The organism is Bacillus sp. OTU2372, from assembly GCF_038440275.1.
In the GTDB taxonomy this organism is placed as follows: Bacteria; Bacillota; Bacilli; order Bacillales; family Cytobacillaceae; genus Neobacillus; species Neobacillus bataviensis_B.
In genome coordinates, this window is record NZ_JASATK010000001.1 from 413,746 (window position 1) to 433,334 (window position 19,589).

Consider the following 19,589-nt stretch of genomic DNA (forward strand, 5'->3'; position numbering starts at 1 on the left):
CGTATTTTTTGGAACGAAATGGGGAGGGACATTATGTCTATTTTACCGAAAAAGAATGAACTTGGATTTTTTGAAATCCGATTAGAATCAATTGGCGGACTAGGGGCAAACCTGGCCGGAAAAATGTTAGCTGAGGCAGGGGTATTAAGTCTAGGATTAAGAGGTGCAAACTTTTCATCCTATGGGTCTGAAAAGAAGGGTTCACCAGTAAAGAGTTTCGTTCGATTTTGTGATCCTGAAGTTGAGATTCGGGACCATAGTCCAATTGAACAGCCGCATATTGTGGGAGTTTTCCATGAAGCATTATATAAAACGGTGAATGTGGTAAGCGGCTTGGATGCGGAAGGTATTGTTTTAGTTAATACAGCTAGAGAATTTGATGATGTGAAAAAAGATTTGCAATTAGAATATGGGACTCTTGCCATTGTTGATGCCTTAACAATTGCTGTAGAGGAAAAAACGAAAGTAAATACAGCCATGCTTGGCGCTTTATATCGAATTTGTGATTTCCTAGATCCCGAATCTATGAGAGACGTTATCCGGAAAACTTTTACAAAAAAATATCCCCACCTTGTTGAACCGAATATTCGGACTTTTGATCGTGGATATAATGAAGTTCAATTTAAAACCTATGAAGTTCCAGAAGGTGCTAAAGGAAAATCCTTTACACGACCGCTTCCACAACTTGGCTATATGACACAAGAACTTGGCGGTGTGATGGTTTCGCAGGCAAATAGTATTTTCAAAGATTTAAGTGGATCACGGCAGGGGTTTCTTCCTGAGTTCAAACAAGACAAATGTATCAACTGTGCTGCCTGTGATAATGTTTGTCCTGATTTCTGTTTTGTTTGGGAAGAAGGAGAGGATAAACGAGGCAGAAAGCAAATGTTCCTAAAAGGAATTGATTATCAATATTGTAAGGGCTGCTTAAAGTGTGTGGAAGCATGTCCAACCGACGCTCTAGGAGATCTACGGGAAATCTTAGGGTATGCGGATGAAAACCGTGTAGAGCAAAACTTTCCTTATATTGCAGGAGGGCTACGATAATGGCTATTTTAGAAGATAAATTAACGAAACAGGGTGTGGCAGAGCAGGTTTCCACTTTTGAATCAGGTAATGAAATGGCAGCCACTGCGGCAGCACAAATTAATTATCATATCATGGGATATTTCCCAATCACACCTTCAACTGAGGTTGCCCAATTTTTAGATCAAATGAAAACCCGTGGGCAGCATGACATAAAACTGATTCCAGCGGATGGTGAGCATGGTTCAGCAGGGATTTGCTATGGAGCAGCCGCGACGGGTGCCCGTGTCATTAATGCAACTAGTGCGAATGGTTTTCTATACATGCTTGAACAAATGCCTGTCCAATCAGGCACCCGCTACCCTATGGTGATGAACCTTGTTACTCGAGCTGTCAGCGGTCCGTTAGATATCCGTGGTGATCACTCAGACCTTTATTATGCATTGAATACCGGATGGGTTATTTTAACTGCTAAAACACCTCAAGCTGTTTATGATATGAATATTATGGCGCTGAAAATTGCTGAACACTCAAAAGTCCGTTTACCAGTTATTGTGGCCTATGATGGCTTCTTCACATCTCACCAAAAGCGCAGGGTGGAATACTTTAAGGATCGAAATGTTGTCCAACAATTTGTTGGTGAGTGTCCAACTGATTATAACTTCGTAAGAGATTTGAGCAAGCCTGTTACAATCGGTGCACATATGAGCGGTGACGATTTTATTAATAACCACTACCAACAATCGGAAGCTATATACAATGCGGGTGAAGTATTTAAAGAGGTGGCAGCTGACTATGCGAAACTTTCTGGCAGAGAATATCAGGTGCTCGATTTATATAAAATGGAAGATGCAGAAGTTGCACTATTCCTATTAAATTCTGCTGCTGAATCGTCCAAAGATGTGGTTGATCAGCTTCGGCAAAAAGGGATTAAAGCGGGGGTGATAAGCCCAAATATCATTCGTCCATTCCCGGCAAAAGAAATTCGTGAGGCCCTTAAGAATGTTAAAGCCCTATTAGTCGGCGAGCGTGCGGATTCATATGGTGCAAACGGACCTAACCTTACACATGAAGTAAAATCAGCTCTTCAAGATGACAAAGAAAACAAAACGATTGTGTTAAGCCGAGTATTTGGTCTTGGAGGGAAGGATTTCTATGCAGAAGATGCTAAAGATTTCTTTAGTATGGCAATAGATGCGATGGAAAGGGGCTATGCGGAAAAGTCATTTGATTACTATGGCCATGTTCCAGGAATCCCTGAAAACATCCTTAAGCCAGTTATTTTACCACAGCATGGTGATGTGTACAAAACAGGTTTAATTGATGTGAAAATGGATGAAGAAACCAATAAATTAAAGGTCAAAATTCCTCCACTCCGTGCTCTTACCGGTAAGCCAAAACGAATTGCTTCTGGACATGGTGCATGTCCGGGATGCGGTATTTTTGCAGGCCTTGAGTTATTCTTTAAGGGGATTGAGGGAGATATTGTTACTTTATTCCAAACAGGCTGTGCGTATGTAACCACGACTGGTTATCCAAGTACTTCACATAAACAAACGATGATTCATAATTTATTCCAAAACGGTGCAGCTACCCTTTCTGGGACAGTTGAGGCCTTTATGGAATTAAAACGCCGAGGCGAAATTAAGGTGTCGGATGATGCTACTTTTGTTATGATTACTGGTGACGGCGGTATGGACATTGGAATGGGTTCAGCAATAGGAACGGCTCTTCGCGGACATAAACTGATCATGCTTGAGTATGATAATGAAGGTTATATGAATACAGGATCACAAATGTCATATTCTACACCAATCGGACACATGACAAGCACTTCTGGTGTTGGGAAAGTACAGCGAGGAAAAGCGTTCCACCATAAAGATACAGCTCAAATTATGGCTGCAACGAATATTCCGTATGTATTTACTGGTTCTGAGGCATTCCCGCAGGATTTAGTGAAAAAAGGTGCAAAAGCACAATGGTATGCACAAAATGTCGGTACAGTGTACGGGAAACTTCTCATCGCATGTCCATTAAATTGGAAATCTGATGATCGATATGGTACTAAAATCGTTGAGGAGGCTGTTAATTCCTGCTTCTTCCCTCTCTATGAGATTGAGCAAGGCGTTACAACGATTACGTATAATCCAGAAGAAAAGAACAAACGGGTTCCACTATCTGATTGGTTAAAATATATGGGAAAAGCAAAACATTTATTAAAAGATGAAAATAAATCTATTTTAGAAGAATTTGAAGCAGAAGTTGAAAAGAGATGGCAGCGTCTAAAAGCAAAGCACGAAAACCCACTTCTATAAACTGATGTCGAATTTAACGAGGAACGCAAAGCAGCAAAGCGCTTTGCGTTCTTCTTATGAGATAAGAAAGTTTAAAAGTTTTTGACTTTGAGAATTGTCTAGCTTCAGCGCCTAGCCCCTCGATGGTCTACAGCTTATCCAGTTGCGGCTCCTTGGGACGCAAGGCTAAGCCATCCCCTGAAGAAGGCAAAAAGCGCCTTCTTGCAGGGTACGTCTTAGCCTAGAGTCCCAGGACAGTCGCCTCCACATTTAGGACAATCCGTCCAAAAGGTTAAAAAGCAACCTTTCGGCCGGCTCGTCTTATGCTTGGCTACAGAAAGCTATCGCTTTCTGTACGCATTAAGGGCGACTAGTCTTTGAACCTGCTTTCGCTGGCCAGTCGACAAGTCGCCCTATATCGGGGCTGACCAAGGCGCTTGCGCTTTTCTTAAATAGCCATCTTGTAAGAGTGAAATTTGGCTGTCGACTTAAAAGGATTTTTCTCGATATATGTAGAATATATGATTTAATATAGTATATAGAGAATAAGGATTTCGCGGGGTGTCAAAACGTGGAGAAGAAGGAACTAAAAGATACTTTACATCTTGGTAATAGTGAAAAACAGAATATGACTATTAACTTTCAGGACAGCGAACAAAAATATCGACGTATCTTTGAATACTCTATGGATGGTCTCCTCCTTTGGGATAATGATCACCGTATTATTGATGTGAATCGTGCCGGTGAAAAAATGATTGGTCTTCCTAAGGATCGTTTAATAGGTCATCGGGTCTATGAGCGGCACACCATTTTGGAAAACGGAAGGCAAGAGATTTTGAAACATATTGAACAAGTGTTAGAAAAAGGACAAACCTGCTCCAAGGTAACTTTTAAAGATGAGGAAGGAAATAATAGATATTTTGATTGTTCTTCACAACTTGATATCTTAGGTGGGATAAATTTTACCATATTTAAAGATATATCTGAAAAGATAGAAATTGAGGAACAGCTCCGTAAATCAGACACACTGAATGTAATTGGTGAACTTGCTGCGGGAATTGCTCATGAAATACGTAATCCTATGACAGCTCTAAAGGGATTTATTCAGTTACTTGAGGAAATTATAACTAAGGAACATTCGTTGTATTATCAAGTGATAACTTCAGAATTGGCACGGATTGATTCGATTATTAATGAGTTTTTAATCCTTGCAAAGCCGCATGCTACTAAATTTCAAGAAAAGGATTTAAACAAGATTATGAAGGAAACTGTCGATTTACTATCGGCTCAGGCAGTTTTACATAATGTTCAATTTGTAACAGACATGGATAGCAAACTACCACTTGTATTTTGTGAACCTAACCAATTAAAAAAGGTTTTTATTAATATAATAAAAAATGCAATTGAAGTGATGCCTATGGGTGGAAATATAACCATTACTACGAAGATGCTGGAAAGTGAACGAGTTCAAATCAGTATACAAGATGAGGGGGCGGGAATTTCAAAAGAGAAGATAAAAAAACTAGGTGAACCATTTTTTACGACAAAAGACGAAGGAACTGGTCTAGGATTAATGGTTAGCTATCGAATTATCAATGATCATCAAGGCAGCATCACGATAGAAAGTGAAGAAGGAAGAGGAACCACGTTTTATATCCAGCTGCCCCTTGACCTAAAAGAAAAAAAAGAAACCGTATAAAAAAGCAATCCCTAACCGATTTGGATTGCTTTTAAATATTTCATAATTTAGTTATACGAGGCTGGTTTTCGATCTTCAAAAATTGGAATTTGCTTGCGTATTTCTTTGACTAAATCTAAATTAATCTCAGCAGTTAGAATCTCTTGCTGCTCTCCTGCTTCAGCCAATACTTCTCCCCACGGATCAATAATGATTGAATGGCCCGCAAAATGATTATTTGGGTCACTACCAGACCTCTTACTAACATTTATCACTAGAAATTCAATACATATTTAGAGGACTTAGTAAAATAATTCATTCGGTAGGATTGAACTAGTTCTATCGAACTAAACCATATGTTAAAAAAATTTAATTTTAATACTTTAAAGCAAAAAACATCATCAAATTTCCTTTTCTCATTTGGTAATTTGTAAAAGAGGATTAATGAAGTTTTGTCGTTTGCGAACGAAAATGAATGAAAAAATTGTCGAAAAACGAAAGAAATAGAATGTTTTGTCTACTTTTGCGATTGTATTTACTTTTAATTAATTTCTTGTCATAATTCTTCAAGTAGTCTACTTTTTTGAGTGGTTTATAGTAAGCGTGTAAGGTAGGAGGATAAAATTGTACAAGGATAGTAATTATCAATCTGAAATGATTGAAAAGATAAAGGCTAAAAGAGAATTAATGATTAATAGTGCAAATAAGCTAGGCTTTACAAGTGAACAAACAATTAAATACAGCCAGGAGCTAGATGAACTAATCAATCATTACCAAAAAGTAATTGGACAATCATCTAAATCAAATGAAGAAGTAAAATTTGCCTTTAAACATATGATTATGGTTTGGCCAAAGGTTTTAGTTTAATAAATTGAAGGTCTTCAATATCTATTAATATATTACTTATCAAACAAGAAGGCCTTCCGATGTCTTACATAAATCGAATATAATTCTTCTCCCTTCTCCAAACATACCAACCCCAATTTATATCCAATCGTCCTTAACAAACATCCATTTCAGTTCCCTGAATAATTCAAATAAAGAATACATTATTAGCAATAATAGTGAGAAGCTGTGATTTTTATCATTGTTTATATCGTAATATTTCATATAGTTATATTAGTAGCATTTTATTGAAAAATTCACAAATAGACTATGCCAAATCTTCTACATCCAGTATATCATCCATTATTTTCGTTTTGCCGAAAATACTTCCTAGAATCCGCATCATTTTCCCATTATTTTTTATTTTTAACTAAAGGAAAAGAAAAACTTGTATGTTTGGTACTATGCTTGTGTTGCGATACATATATCGTTAATAACAGCATTTTCTATAACCAAAGAGAGCAAACGCTTTCAACAATCGTAGTTTATATGGAGGAGGGAAAGTCCTACATGCACATTGTCGTTTGTATCAAACAAGTACCTGATACAAAAATTATCAAAATTAACCCAAAAACGAACACACTCGACCGCCGAAGTGCGCCAGCCATTTTGAATCCTTATGATGCCCATGCCGTTCAAGAGGCTGTCAAAATTAAGGAAAAAACGGGAGCTACCATTTCGGTACTGTCAATGGGGCCGCCACAAGCAACAGCTATTATTAAAAAAAGCATTGAAATAGGGGCAGATAGAGGTTATTTAATTACAGACCGCGCATTTGCGGGTGCAGATACCTTAGCCACCAGTTACGCTTTATCAAAGGCATTAGAACGAATTGGCAAAGAATTCCCTGTTGATATGGTTATTTGCGGAAAGCATGCCATTGATGGGGATACTGGGCAGGTTGGACCGGGGATTGCAAGAAGAATGGATATTCCGCCTGTCACAAATGTAATTGAAGTAACAGAGGTCAATCAAGAGGAAAAAACAGTTCTAATCAAACGAAAATTAACCCATGGCTATGAATTAATTGAATCTGAGATTCCTTGCCTTTTAACTGTTGAAAAGGACATTAACCAGATTGAATATTCACCAATGCCTAACATGATTAAAGCAGCAAAATACGAACCAATTATCTGGGCAGTCAGCGATCTTGAAAATGTGGACCGGACTCAGCTTGGATTAAAAGGATCACCAACTATAGTAGGGAAGATGTTCACTCCACCACGGCCTGAAGGCGGGAAAAAACTAGATGGTTCTGCTGATGAGCAAGTAAAACAGCTCATGGAAGTCTTATTGGAGAAAGAGAACCTATTTACGATTCAGACATCTAAATAATAACAGTTATTTTTCTGCTTTAGGGAGGCGTTTATATGAATCTGGACGATTATCGGGGAGTCTGGGTATTTATCGAACAAAACGATTGTAAAATTGAAGGAGTTTCACTAGAACTGCTTGGTGAAGGTAGAAAATTAGCTGATAAATTACAGGTTCCATTAGCAGGATTTTTACTGGGACATAAGGTTAAACCATTAGCCAGCCATGTAATTTCCTACGGTGCTGATGAAGTTTATGTTATTGATCAGCCGATCTTAAAGGATTACAGAACGGAATCATATATGCAGGGTGTTATGTTATTGGCAAGAAAATATAAACCTGAAATTATTCTATATGGAGCCACACCAAATGGGAAGGATTTAGCGAGTGCTGTTGCAACGGATTTATCGACAGGGTTAACTGCCGATACCACCATGCTGGACGTAGATGTATCGAATCGATTACTAGAAGCCAGCAGGCCGGCGTTTGGCGGTAATATTATGGCAACCATTTTATGCAAGAAGCATAGGCCGCAAATGGCAACTGTTCGGCCAAAGGTTATGAAGGCATTAGATCCGGATACGGGCAGATCTGGTAGGATAATTGAAGAGAAGATTGATTTAATAGAAGAAGATATGCGGACAAAAGTGCTGCAAATTGTGAATGATGTAACAAAAAAGGCTAGCTTAGCGGAAGCACATGTGATTGTTTGCGGCGGCAAGGGAATGGGAGACCTGCAAAACTTTCAGCTTATTCATGAGTTGGCCGAAACGATTGGTGCAAGTGTAGGCGGTACGCGTGATGTAGTTGAAGCAGGCTGGCTGCCACATGAACAGCAGGTTGGGCAAACAGGAGAAACAGTAACACCGAAAATTTATTTTGCTATTGGAATATCGGGTGCGATCCAGCATGTAGTTGGGATGAAAAATTCAGAGTTTATTATCGCTATCAACAAAGATCCAAATGCGCCTATTTTCGATGTTGCAACGTACGGGATTGTAGGTGACGCGATGGAAATTGTACTTAAACTAATCGATCAATTTAAGCAGGTTAAGACGGAAAAGGGCGGTGAAATTAGTTATGCCTGAGAAATTTGATGTGATTGTGGTTGGAGCAGGACCTTCAGGTACAGCATGTGCCCTCACTTGTGCACGAAGTGGGCTGAATGTTTTATTGTTAGAAAGAGGTGAATATCCAGGATCAAAAAATGTAATGGGCGGTGTCTTGTACCGCAAGCAGATGGAAGAATTAATTCCTGAGTTTTGGAAGGAAGCTCCTCTTGAAAGACCCGTCATAGAGCAGCGGTTTTGGATGATGGATAAGGAATCGGTTGTGTCTTTCGGTTACAAAGGTCTTGAATGGGCCGTCGAACCATATAATAATTTCACCGTGCTGCGTGCGCAATTTGACCAATGGTTTGCCGGGAAGGCTGTTGAAGCAGGAGCCCTTCTTATCAACGAAACAGTAGTAACCGAATGTATTGTTGAAAATGGCAAGGTTGTCGGTGTCCGTACAGATCGCCCTAACGGCGATGTTTATGCAGATGTTGTGGTCCTTGCTGACGGAGTAAATTCACTGCTTTCGAAACAATTGGGGTTCCATAAAGAATTTCGCCCAGATGAAGTTGCCTTAACGGTTATGGAGGTTATTAATCTTCCAAAAGAAAAAATTAATGACCGCTTTAATTTAGAGGATAACCAAGGCTGTACGATTGAGATTTTTGGAGATTCAACAAAAGGAAACCTTGGAACTGCTTTTCTTTATACGAATAAGGACAGTCTAAATATTGGGGTAGGAACAACCCTATCTAGTATGATTAAAGCGAAATTGAAGCCATACGATCTATTAGATTATTTGAAAAATCATCCGATGGTAAAACCGTTGATTGCGGGCGGGGAATCTGCAGAATATTTAGCCCATCTTATTCCTGAAGGCGGCTACCGTTCTGTTCCGAAGGTTGCTGGTAATGGAGTCATTGTTGTTGGCGATGCCGCTCAGTTAGTCAATGCCATCCATCGTGAGGGCTCCAATATGGCAATGCATTCAGGTTTATTAGCTGCTGAAACTGTTATAGAAGCTAAGACGAGAGGTGACTTTTCTGAGTCCAGCTTAAATCTTTATCGTGAAAAGCTTTATGATAGTTTTATTATCAAAGATTTAGAAAAGTATAAAGATGCAGCACATACTTTTGAAAAATACCCACAATATTTCAATGATTATGTTCCGATGATGAACAAAGCAATGAGCAAATTCTTTACAGTCGATGGAACACCAAAACGGGAAAAACAAAAACAAATCATGAAGAGTGTTACAGCGGAAAAGGGAACTATACGAGTAATTCAGGATATTTATCGTGCTTGGAAGGCGGTGAAATAATGTCAACGAAGAATATCGAGGAAAAACAGTACCTGTTAAGGTTTAAGTGTGATACCAAGTCCCATTTGACGGTGCTCGATCACGACATCTGTATGACAAAATGTCCCGATAAAATTTGTACAGTATTTTGCCCTGCTGAAGTGTATAAGTGGGAAGGAACAAGGATGCAAGTAGGTTATGAAGGCTGCCATGAGTGCGGAAGCTGCCGAATAGGCTGTCCGTATCAGAATATTAAATGGGAGTATCCTAAAGGCGGACATGGAATTGTTTTTCGGTTAGCATAAATTCTAATGTGGTCATATTTGTGACCACTCATAACCGATATATGAAAAAAAACGGTGCTGAATATAGCATCGTTTTTCTTTTGTTCCAAATATCTTGTAAAAATTAGAAGATTCTTTTTAAACTACCTAGGTAGATTAATCGACATCAATTCTTTTAATCTTTATGAAATTGCTTACCCCGTTTTCAACAGTCTTTAATCTTCCGTCTATAAAACTATAAGGATCAAAGGTTTCTATATGACCATCCAACTGTTGCTCAAGCATATCACAAAGCATTCCTGAAACTTTGCACAAGTGGTCAATAACGCCAATTAATTGTAGTTCTGAAACACCGACTGTTGTTGTTGTATTTGCATGTGTAACTAGGTACAGAACACGATTTATCCTGGCGTTAAGTTCTTTAGTGTCATCAATAGTAAACTTATCCTTTAAACTTGCCATAGGTTAATGCCTCCTAAAGAGTTATTTACAGTTAAAGTTATTCATTAGAAGGTGAGTATAGAATGCTATGGTAGAATCCTTTACAAGGAATTAACAAACGTAATGAAAGGTAAGACAGTAAAACATCCATAAAAAAAATATCCGGCTGAGTACCGGATAAAATAAGAGGGGAAATACTTGTATGAAGGGGACGTTAGTATAATGTAAAATCCCAAAGAACAAATGAAAAATCGGTTACTATGGAGTAGTAAGAAATAAAATACTGATTGCCAATGCAAGTTAAGGGTGTTTACACTTTTGAAACGATATGTAAGTTTTTTCACAAATGGGAGCAAAAAGAAGGTAAAGCAGAGGGTTACTATGAAGTGGATTTAGCTTATTTTCTCTAATAAAGCAGCGGAGGAGAGTTCATCTTTTTTACTTGATTGAACTAATGAGGCGGCCAATGTATTTGCATAATCAATTAATTCCATATTGGGTGAACAATAGTAGGGAGCCTTCCAATTGAAATCACCCTCGTTTGTAGCTGGATAGATACTTACTTTCCAATGATAATAAATTTTGGGTTGTGGCAGCTGTACTCCTTCAACAGCAATTAGCCAATGGGTAAAGGGTTTAGCGGGACAATAGGCATCGGACTTTTGTAAAGATAGCAGGTCATTTATACCGATTGGAATTAATGCCTTTTCATAAAAATCATGATAATTTGGAGTTTTCATCTATATTACCCTCCCTTATAGGTATATCTATATTATATGAAACAATACCCCCATATTTGTGTGATATTTGTTAAAACTTTTCAAAAAATTATAACGTTTTCACTAAATTATCACAATTACACCTTACTGTAAATAAATGTTTTGTAAAAAGTGACCTGTATCACTACATTCTCAATCAGTTGTTAATATACTGAATTCACAGAAACAATATAGGGGTGAATGGAAATGAGCAGCTGCATGAGTGATTTTGGCGGTACGGTCCAGGGAGAGTAAGCGAAGGTCTTGCCCGTTTAAAAAGTGAACATCCTCCATTGAGAGAGAAAATGGATGGAATGTATAGTTTAACACAAAAAATTGATCAAGGAATTGATACGGAAGAAAATTTTCATGAATTAATCATAAAGGTCAAAGAGTTTAAGGGTGAATTAGATCCACATTCCGAAAGAGAAGAAGGTGTTCTATTTCCCATGATGGGAGCTTATATTGGTACTACTTCTGGGCCAATAGCTGTAATGGAGAATGAACATGATCAGGCAAAATCAAATATTGGTGCCTTTCTTGATCAAGCAGAAGTTGGGGAATCGACAACTGATGAAAAGAAGAAACTAGCTGAATTAGTTCAAAATGCATACTTTATCTTAACTGATCACTTTAACAAGGAAGAAAATGTATTATTTCCAATGGCTGAAAGAATGCTTTCCGATGTGGAAAAGGCTGATTTATTACAGAAGATCAAAGAGATTTAATAAAAGGATGGGCAGTGCCCATCCTTTTCTATTCGGGGGGATTGGAACCCCATCACATCATCTCCGTTGATTCCATTCCCAAACCTTTTGATCACTCGGAAGCAGGAAGGCGATTAACCCCAATAATGGAAGGGCGCCCAACCAAGTTATCATGGACGGCAAGCCAATCCAATCGGCAATCGATCCAAGTCCGACGGAGCCTATGGCTCCCATCCCAAATGCAAGACCCACAGTTAAACCGGACATCGTACCAATCTTGCCTGGAACTAACTCCTGGGCATACACAACCGTAACCGAAAAACTTGTCATTAGGATAAATCCTGTAAGAATAAGGAAGGAAAAGGCTAATGTTGGCGGTACATGCGGAATCAAAATTGAAAAAGGAACAGTCGCCAACATCGAAAAGGAAATGATGTTTTTCTTTCCAAATCGATCTGATAGCGGGCCGCCAAAAAAAGTCCCAATCGCACCTGCTACTAAGAAAGCAAATAAAAACACTTGAGATTCCTTAATGGATAAAGCGTATTCTTTAATAGCATAGAAGGTATAGAAGTTTGTAATTCCGGAAGTATACCAAGTTCTAGCAAAGATTAACAACAAAATTAATGCCAATGTGTTTTTAACTTCTCTCGACAAGCCCTGGCTTTTTTCTTTATTTAAATCCTTTTTCTTTACTCTCGGAGTATCTAGCAATCTTTGTTGATACCAATTTGCGATATAAATGAGTAAGATCACCGCAATGGCGGCCACTATGGTAAACCAAGATGCGCCAATTTGCCCGAGGGGAACCAATACTAGTGCTGTAATCACCGGTGCCAATGCCTGACCAGTATTACCCCCAACTTGATAAATAGATTGTGCGAGCCCTCGTCTGCTTCCTGCAGCCATATAAGCGACCCGGGAACCTTCAGGATGGAACACGGCTGAGCCAAGTCCTATGAAAATGACGGACAGGACAATTAGTGCAAAATTGCCCGCAAATCCTAATCCAAGGATACCGAATAAAGTAAAAGTCAGACCGATTGGCAGAGCAAAGGGCATGGGCTTTTTGTCTGTATAAAAACCGACGACTGGCTGCATAACTGACGAAACCATATTTAAAGAAAAGGCTATAATACCTAACTGGGTAAAACTTAATCCCATTGACTTTTCTAAAATGGGGAACATTGCAGGTACAACTGCTTGAATGGCATCATTCAATAGGTGGCAGAGGCCGATAATAAACAGAATTTTAAACATGGTTGATTCCGAGGCTTTTGATGCCTTTGCAGAAAAGGCAGATGGTTGACTCATATTATCCCTTCTTTATTTGTATTGTTTTCCCTATCTTACTACTTATTTACTAAAATAAAAAACAATTATTTCTATTTTCGAAATTAAAAATAATAATATTAGAAAAGATGATACAGGGGAGAGTTTGACATAGGCTAAAAAATTTTTTATAATTAATTTTGAAATCAAGATAATTTATTGGATGAACTCTTACCCAATCTGATCAAAACTTAAAAGGATGAGTTTCTTATGGAAAACGAATCAGTTGAAAAGTCATTAAAATTATTTATAGTCCTCTCTAGAGCATATAAAGCGATTAATGAACATGTAAATAAAGCTATTCAGGCAAACGGATTGAATCCAACCGAATTTGCCGTGTTAGAGCTTCTTTATCATAAAGGTGATCAGCCAATGCAGCAAATTGGCGGAAAAATACTTCTTGCTAGCGGCAGTATAACCTATGTAGTCGACAAACTCGAACAAAAAGGACTTCTAAGAAGAATTGCCTGTCCGAATGACCGCCGGGTAACATATGCTCAAATCACAGAGCAGGGAAAAGCATTTATTGAAGAGATTTTTCCTGAACATGCAAAACAAATTGATGCACTTATGTCTACACTGTCTGAATCTGAGAAAACAACTGCTATAGACCTACTGAAAAAGTTAGGAATACCTGCAGGGAAATTTTAATACGGCCAATGGTCGTATTTTTTTTATTGGAGGAATATTATTAATAGTGTCGAATAGATAGACTTGAATCACTGGAAAGGGGTTTTTGATATGAGTTTTGAAAATTATACATATGTAAGACCAAATTTAGACGAAGTTACGGCCAAGTTTGATAAGGTATTGGAAGGCTTTAAACATGCAGATACAGTCGGGGCACAAAGCCGGTTTATGGAAGAAATTAATCAATTGAGAAATGATTTAGGCACAATGTTTAATCTTTGTTATATCCGCCACTCTATTGATACCAATGATGAATTTTATAAGGAAGAACAGGATTATATGGACGAAATACAGCCTGAAGTGGAGGGATTAGTGACAAAGTATTACCAAGCATTGGTTGACTCGAAGTTTCGCCCGGAGTTAGAAAAAAAGTGGGGAACCCAACTTTTTGCCCTAGCTGAAGGACAATTAAAAACGTTTAAACCTGAAATTGTTTCATTACTACAAAAGGAAAACCGTTTGTCCACTGAATATACAAAATTGCTCGCCTCAGCAAAGATTCATTTTGAAGGTGAGGAAAGAACACTTGCCCAACTAGACCCATTCACTGAATCTAAGGATCGTGACATGCGAAAAAAAGCAAGTGAAGCGAAATTTGGATTTTTTGCGGAACATGAAGGGCAGCTAGACCGAATTTATGATGATTTGGTCAAAGTAAGAACAGAGATTGCCCAAAGATTAGGGTTTAAAAACTTTGTAGAACTTGCTTATTATCGAATGATGAGAACCGATTATGATGCAGAAATGGTGGCAAACTTCCGTCATCAGGTGAAAGATTTTATTGTACCGATAGCTACTAAATTAAAGGAACGGCAACAAGCAAGAATAGGTGTCGACCAATTAAAATATTATGACGAGGGTTTTAATTTTCAATCAGGAAATGCTGTTCCAAAAGGTGATCCGAAATGGATTATTGAAAATGGACAAAAAATGTATGAAGACCTTTCTAAAGAAACAGGTGTTTTCTTTAGCTATATGCAGGAAAATAATTTAATGGATCTTGTTGCCAAGAAAGGAAAAGCCGGCGGAGGCTATTGTACATTTATTGAGAATTATAAGGCTCCGTTTATATTTTCAAATTTTAACGGTACATCCGGTGACATTGATGTCCTAACACATGAAGCAGGCCACGCATTCCAGGTATATTCAAGCCGTCATTTTGAGATACCAGAATACTACTGGCCAACCTATGAATCAGCTGAAATTCATTCGATGAGTATGGAATTTTTTACATGGCCATGGATGGAATTATTCTTTAATGAAGATACCGACAAATATAAGTTTACTCACCTAAGCGGGGCCTTGTTATTCCTTCCTTATGGGGTTTCTGTAGATGAGTTCCAACACTGGGTCTATGAAAATCCTGCTGCAACACCTGCGGAACGGAAACGTCAATGGCGGAAAATTGAGGGAAAATATTTACCACATAAAGATTATGATGGAAATGTCTACCTTGAAAACGGCGGCTTTTGGCAGCGACAAGGTCATATTTATAATTCACCATTCTATTATATTGACTATACGCTTGCACAAATTTGTGCCTTCCAATTCTGGAAGCGTTCAATAGAAAACAGGGAAGAGGCATGGGCAGATTATGTAAAGCTTTGTAATCTTGGCGGCAGTCTATCTTTCACAAAACTTGTTGAGGCAGCCAACCTAATCTCGCCATTTGAAGATGGATGTGTTGAGTCCGTTGTTGGCGTCATCGAAGAATGGTTAACTTCAGTAGAGGATCAAAAATTATAAATAAAAAGCGAAGCCGGGAGTGGCTTCGCTTTTTAGTATCAGTTAACTGAAACAGCTTCAGAAACAACCCTTAGTTCACCATTATCTAGAACAGTTACTAATTTTTTAGCATCTGGATCTTCTAAGATAAAGTCAGCAATTTTATCTTCGAGCTGTTCTTGGATGACCCTGCGGAGCGGACGTGCACCAAACGCTGGATGATATCCGAGTTCAGCTAATTTCTCTTTAGCCTCTTTTTTAATGCTGAATTCAATGTTTTGTTCCTTTAATGTTTCCTGTAATTCGTGGACCATTAAATCGACAATTGACAAGATATGATCTTTATCAAGGGAGTTAAACTCGATAATGCTGTCGAAACGGTTTAGGAATTCCGGCTTAAAGAAGCTGCCAAGAGAGTCCAGGATGCTTGCCTCTTCAATTGCATCGCTGGCTCCAAAACCTACGTGGATAGTTTTATGACCTACGCCCGCGTTACTTGTCATAATAATAACGGTGTCTTTAAAGCTTACCACTCTACCTTGACTGTCGGTTAGACGGCCGTCTTCAAGAATTTGCAGGAATATATGCTGAACATCTGGATGAGCTTTTTCAATTTCATCTAATAAAATGATGCTATATGGATTCCTGCGGACTTTCTCCGTTAATTGTCCTGCCTCATCGTGGCCGACATAGCCTGGAGGAGAACCAATTAATTTAGAGACACTGTGTTTTTCCATATACTCGCTCATATCGAGCCGGATCATCGAATCCTTGCTGCCAAATAATTCTTCGGCCAGCGTTTTTGTCAGCTCGGTTTTACCTACCCCAGTAGGACCTACGAATAGGAAGGAACCAATCGGACGATGTTTTGATTTTAAGCCGGCACGGCTGCGTCTGATTGCCTTAGCTACTTTTTTCACGGCTCTATCTTGACCGATTACCTTTTTATTTAGGTTAGCTTCTAATTCACGCATCTTCAGCTGTTCGTCTTGCTGCAGTTTACCGACTGGAATTTTTGTTTTTTCTTCAATGATTTTTTGAATATCAGAAACTGTAACAACAGGTCTAGTTCCAGTTGAGTCGGCATTTACTGCTTTTTCTAGTTTTGTTTCCTCGTCTCGGAGTAGGGCTGCCTTTTCATAATGTTCATTTTTAAGTGCTTCTTCTTTTTCAAGAGCAATCTCTTTTAATCGTTTTTCCACTTGTTCAGTGTTTTTGTAATCCGAAGTTAGATTTAATTTAGAACCAGCTTCGTCAAGCAGATCAATGGCCTTATCAGGTAAGAAGCGGTCTTGTATATAGCGTTGTGATAACTGTACACAAGCGTGAAGAGCTTCTTCAGAATAAGTGACCTCGTGATAGTCTTCATATTTCTTTTGTATACCTTTTAAAATTTCAATTGCTGCTTCTGGAGTCGGCTCAAGAACATGAACTGGCTGGAACCGGCGTTCTAGGGCAGAGTCCTTTTCAATTTGTCGGTACTCTTTTAAAGTTGTAGCACCGACAACCTGTAACTCGCCTCTGGCAAGGGCTGGTTTTAAAATATTCCCTGCATCCATTGAACCTTCAGCCGATCCGGCGCCAACAAGTAAGTGAATCTCATCAATAAAGAGAATAATATTTTTTCGTTCCTGTAATTCTGAAATTAACTGTTTCATTCTTTCTTCAAATTGACCACGGATACCGGTATTTGCGACAAGTGAAGCAACATCTAATAAGTAAACCTCTTTATTGCGTAATTTGCCAGGAACATTTCCGCTGGCAATTTTCAACGCTAGACCTTCAGCAATTGCCGTTTTTCCGACACCAGGCTCACCAATTAAGACTGGATTATTCTTATTTCTTCTATTTAAAATTTCAATTACACGTTTAATTTCTTCATTACGACCAATGACAGGGTCAATTAAACCTGCCTTTGCCATTGTGCTAAGGTTTCGTCCAAACTGATCAATAAAACCGTTATGGGCATTGTGCCTTTTCCCAGCAGTTATTGAATGATCCATTGTCTCTTCAGCTTGTGGGAATCCTTTTGCGATAAAAAAGTTATCAAATGGCAAGTTAGGAAATGAATTCATGTTTGAACCCAATCCTGCACCTAGAGATTGCTTTTCTTTTGCGTAGCATTCGTGGCAGAGTTTCATTTCCTTACGTTGTCCATTAATATTCAAACTTAATTGTACATTGGCCTGATTTTGTTGGCATTGTTGACAAAGCATAAGCAAATTACCTCCTACTATCTATAAAATTAATCATTAATTTGACTTTGACTATCTTTGACCTTATGACCATAGTATACTCTGACCTTTTTTGACTTTCAAGTAGTTTGTTTAAAGAAATCATTTCCATTAGGAAAAAAAGCTCGTCTTTGTTTGTCCCTTCTCACATATATTGATGATAAGGGGGAGATGAGGTGAAGAAGAGTTGGACTCAAGCTTTTCAAATTGCTGCAGTTTATGTGGGAACTGTAGTAGGGGCCGGATTTGCAACAGGAAAAGAAATTGTTGAATTTTTCTCACGATTTGGTTTCTTCGGTCTAATCAGTATAATAATGAGCGGTTATCTCTTTATCATATTGGGTTCAAAACTTATGAGGATGGCCGCCTATATAGATGCAAAATCGTACCAAGAATTTAATGTTTATTTATTCGGTAAATGGCCAAGCCGAATTATCAATATATTTATGCTATTTATGCTTCTTGGCGTTAGCGCTGTGATGCTTTCTGGAGCTGGGGCAGTGTTTGAAGAACAACTCGGTCTATCGAAGAACATCGGTGTTTTTCTGACCATCATTCTTTCAATTCTTGTGATGTTAGTGGGGACAAAAGGGCTTTTTGTTGTGAATACATTTGTAGTTCCATTAATGATTAGTTTTAGTGTAATCCTTATGATTTTCTCGGTACAAATGCCGAATTTTATGGATCAATTATTATTTATACCCCATGCAGAGGATGGCTGGAAAAGTGTAGTAGCGCCTTTTTCTTATGTTGCATTGAATCTTGGTTTAGCCCAGGCGGTTTTAGTACCGATTGCGACAGAGGTAAAAGATGATTGGACGATTAAATGGGGTGGGATTCTCGGAGGTGCTGCTTTAACATTAATATTAACTGCGAGTCATTTCACCTTAATCATGCTTCCTAATTTAGAACAGTACAATATTCCAATGGCGATTGTTATGAAAAACCTTGCACCGTTCCTGTATTGGATTTTTGTTCTTGTCATATATGGTGAAATTTTCACATCAGTGATTGGTAATGTTTTCGGGCTTGACCGTCAAATGAAGCAATATTTGTCAATGCCTACCATTATTTCGGTAACAGCTATCTTTTTCGTGTCCTATCTCGTAAGTCTTGTGAACTATGGTACGCTATTATCCTATTTATATCCCTTGTTTGGGTATATCTGTATGACCTTTTTTATATTGTTGTGGATGAAACCTCTTAATTCTGATTTAAAAAAATAGAACAGCTGTCAACTGACAGCTGTTCTTACGTAAACGGCACAATCATAAAAATCATAATATCAAAAATGAGATGTGAAACAATAACAAGTGGCATGCTTCTTTTCCAATAATATAGTCCTCCCCAAGCAAACCCTGAGACAAAGGCAGCAAAAACTAACAAGAAAGAACCTGAATAAATATGAACAGATGCGTAAAGAACGGCACCGAATAGGATGCTCCAAATTGGTTTGAAATATTTTAAAAGGCTTTTTTGAATAAATCCGCGCCAGAAAAGTTCTTCCCCTGGTACTGCAACCAATATCAGGGCAATATAATGCCAAAAAGCGTGGGGGGCATACCAGCGGTACAATTTGATAATGGATTTTTCAAAAGGAAGGCCCAATAGTTGGATGCCCTTAAATCCAAACCAAAAAATAAAATATAACAAGAAACCTGATAAAGCTCCATAAAATATATATTTGGCAAATGAAGCTTCGTCATCCACTTCTCCTTGGAACATGGCATAAGCAATGAGAATAAGGATTGATCCGGAAAAAATATACCAAAATATTGTTTTATCATGGAATGAAAAATATATAAGTGCGTGTGCAATGATGAAACCAAGAATAAGTCGTAGATCTAGGAAGCATTTTCTCATCCT

Annotated in this window: 18 protein-coding genes; 12 read left to right on the plus strand and 6 right to left on the minus strand. The window is 38.3% G+C overall.

Annotation, left to right across the window (positions count from 1 at the left end; translation table 11 throughout):
- Positions 1-33 precede the first annotated feature (33 nt).
- The 3 genes from AAHB15_RS01975 (at position 34) to AAHB15_RS01985 (ending at position 5,019) form a co-directional block, all read left to right on the plus strand.
- The gene (locus tag AAHB15_RS01975; RefSeq protein ID WP_335575530.1) at positions 34-1,047 is read left to right on the plus strand and encodes a 2-oxoacid:acceptor oxidoreductase family protein; all 1,014 of its coding nucleotides are present in this window, start codon (positions 34-36) and stop codon (positions 1,045-1,047) included.
- Positions 1,047-3,341, plus strand: coding sequence for a thiamine pyrophosphate-dependent enzyme (locus AAHB15_RS01980; protein WP_342041668.1), 2,295 nt, complete (start codon positions 1,047-1,049; stop codon positions 3,339-3,341). Before AAHB15_RS01975 ends, AAHB15_RS01980 begins: the two co-directional genes overlap by 1 nt.
- A 550-nt stretch (positions 3,342-3,891) precedes the next feature.
- The gene (locus AAHB15_RS01985; protein ID WP_342041669.1) at positions 3,892-5,019 is read left to right on the plus strand and encodes a PAS domain-containing sensor histidine kinase; all 1,128 of its coding nucleotides are present in this window, start codon (positions 3,892-3,894) and stop codon (positions 5,017-5,019) included.
- Positions 5,020-5,066: 47 nt separating this feature from the next.
- Here AAHB15_RS01985 and AAHB15_RS01990 read toward each other — a convergent pair whose 3' ends face one another.
- On the minus strand, positions 5,067-5,291 hold the full coding sequence (locus AAHB15_RS01990; protein WP_342041882.1) for a nitrilase-related carbon-nitrogen hydrolase: 225 nt from the start codon (positions 5,289-5,291) through the stop codon (positions 5,067-5,069).
- Between the two features lie 331 nt (positions 5,292-5,622).
- On the opposite strand from AAHB15_RS01990, the gene AAHB15_RS01995 reads away from it, so the two are divergent.
- The 5 genes from AAHB15_RS01995 to AAHB15_RS02015 all read left to right on the plus strand — a co-directional run bounded on the left by AAHB15_RS01995 (position 5,623) and on the right by AAHB15_RS02015 (position 9,857).
- Entirely contained in the window at positions 5,623-5,865 is a 243-nt protein-coding gene (locus AAHB15_RS01995; protein ID WP_098526922.1) for an aspartyl-phosphate phosphatase Spo0E family protein, read from the plus strand.
- A gap of 528 nt (positions 5,866-6,393) precedes the next feature.
- Positions 6,394-7,218: an electron transfer flavoprotein subunit beta/FixA family protein gene (locus AAHB15_RS02000; RefSeq protein ID WP_335575429.1), complete on the plus strand. Its 825-nt coding sequence runs from the start codon at positions 6,394-6,396 to the stop codon at positions 7,216-7,218.
- A 35-nt stretch (positions 7,219-7,253) separates the two neighbouring features.
- Positions 7,254-8,285 carry an electron transfer flavoprotein subunit alpha/FixB family protein gene (locus AAHB15_RS02005; protein ID WP_342041670.1) on the plus strand — a complete coding sequence of 344 codons (1,032 nt, stop codon included), beginning with the start codon at positions 7,254-7,256 and terminating at the stop codon, positions 8,283-8,285.
- A complete protein-coding gene (locus AAHB15_RS02010) occupies positions 8,278-9,573 on the plus strand; it encodes an FAD-dependent oxidoreductase (RefSeq protein ID WP_098996614.1) in 1,296 nt (431 codons plus the stop codon). The genes AAHB15_RS02005 and AAHB15_RS02010 overlap by 8 nt, the downstream gene beginning before the upstream one ends.
- Complete coding sequence (locus AAHB15_RS02015; protein ID WP_098526926.1) at positions 9,573-9,857, plus strand: ferredoxin family protein; 285 nt, start codon at positions 9,573-9,575, stop codon at positions 9,855-9,857. The genes AAHB15_RS02010 and AAHB15_RS02015 overlap by 1 nt, the downstream gene beginning before the upstream one ends.
- A gap of 135 nt (positions 9,858-9,992) precedes the next feature.
- Here the strand turns inward: AAHB15_RS02015 and AAHB15_RS02020 are convergent, their stop codons facing one another.
- Together AAHB15_RS02020 and AAHB15_RS02025 are read right to left on the minus strand one after the other, a co-directional pair.
- Positions 9,993-10,298: a hypothetical protein gene (locus AAHB15_RS02020; protein WP_335575427.1), complete on the minus strand. Its 306-nt coding sequence runs from the start codon at positions 10,296-10,298 to the stop codon at positions 9,993-9,995.
- A 371-nt stretch (positions 10,299-10,669) separates the two neighbouring features.
- Positions 10,670-11,017 carry a hypothetical protein gene (locus tag AAHB15_RS02025; protein ID WP_335575426.1) on the minus strand — a complete coding sequence of 116 codons (348 nt, stop codon included), beginning with the start codon at positions 11,015-11,017 and terminating at the stop codon, positions 10,670-10,672.
- A 323-nt stretch (positions 11,018-11,340) separates the two neighbouring features.
- Here AAHB15_RS02025 and AAHB15_RS02030 point away from each other — a divergent pair, with 323 nt between their 5' ends.
- The gene (locus tag AAHB15_RS02030) at positions 11,341-11,763 is read left to right on the plus strand and encodes a hemerythrin domain-containing protein (RefSeq protein ID WP_446715836.1); all 423 of its coding nucleotides are present in this window, start codon (positions 11,341-11,343) and stop codon (positions 11,761-11,763) included.
- 57 nt (positions 11,764-11,820) lie between these two features.
- On the opposite strand, the gene AAHB15_RS02035 is transcribed toward AAHB15_RS02030, so the two are convergent.
- Complete coding sequence (locus AAHB15_RS02035; RefSeq protein ID WP_342041671.1) at positions 11,821-13,056, minus strand: MFS transporter; 1,236 nt, start codon at positions 13,054-13,056, stop codon at positions 11,821-11,823.
- Positions 13,057-13,284: 228 nt separating this feature from the next.
- Here AAHB15_RS02035 and AAHB15_RS02040 point away from each other — a divergent pair, with 228 nt between their 5' ends.
- Together AAHB15_RS02040 and AAHB15_RS02045 are read left to right on the plus strand one after the other, a co-directional pair.
- Positions 13,285-13,725: a MarR family winged helix-turn-helix transcriptional regulator gene (locus tag AAHB15_RS02040; RefSeq protein ID WP_335575423.1), complete on the plus strand. Its 441-nt coding sequence runs from the start codon at positions 13,285-13,287 to the stop codon at positions 13,723-13,725.
- Positions 13,726-13,815: 90 nt separating this feature from the next.
- Positions 13,816-15,510, plus strand: a complete 1,695-nt coding sequence (locus AAHB15_RS02045; RefSeq protein WP_342041672.1) for a M3 family oligoendopeptidase — start codon at positions 13,816-13,818, stop codon at positions 15,508-15,510.
- A gap of 38 nt (positions 15,511-15,548) precedes the next feature.
- On the opposite strand, the gene AAHB15_RS02050 is transcribed toward AAHB15_RS02045, so the two are convergent.
- Positions 15,549-17,705 (minus strand): ATP-dependent Clp protease ATP-binding subunit, encoded by a 2,157-nt coding sequence (locus tag AAHB15_RS02050; protein WP_335575421.1) that lies wholly within the window; start codon positions 17,703-17,705, stop codon positions 15,549-15,551.
- Positions 17,706-17,899: 194 nt separating this feature from the next.
- Between AAHB15_RS02050 and AAHB15_RS02055 the strand changes: the two genes are divergently transcribed.
- A complete protein-coding gene (locus AAHB15_RS02055; RefSeq protein ID WP_342041673.1) occupies positions 17,900-18,949 on the plus strand; it encodes a YkvI family membrane protein in 1,050 nt (349 codons plus the stop codon).
- A 25-nt stretch (positions 18,950-18,974) separates the two neighbouring features.
- Here AAHB15_RS02055 and AAHB15_RS02060 read toward each other — a convergent pair whose 3' ends face one another.
- Complete coding sequence (locus AAHB15_RS02060; protein WP_335575419.1) at positions 18,975-19,586, minus strand: CPBP family intramembrane glutamic endopeptidase; 612 nt, start codon at positions 19,584-19,586, stop codon at positions 18,975-18,977.
- Positions 19,587-19,589 lie beyond the last annotated feature (3 nt).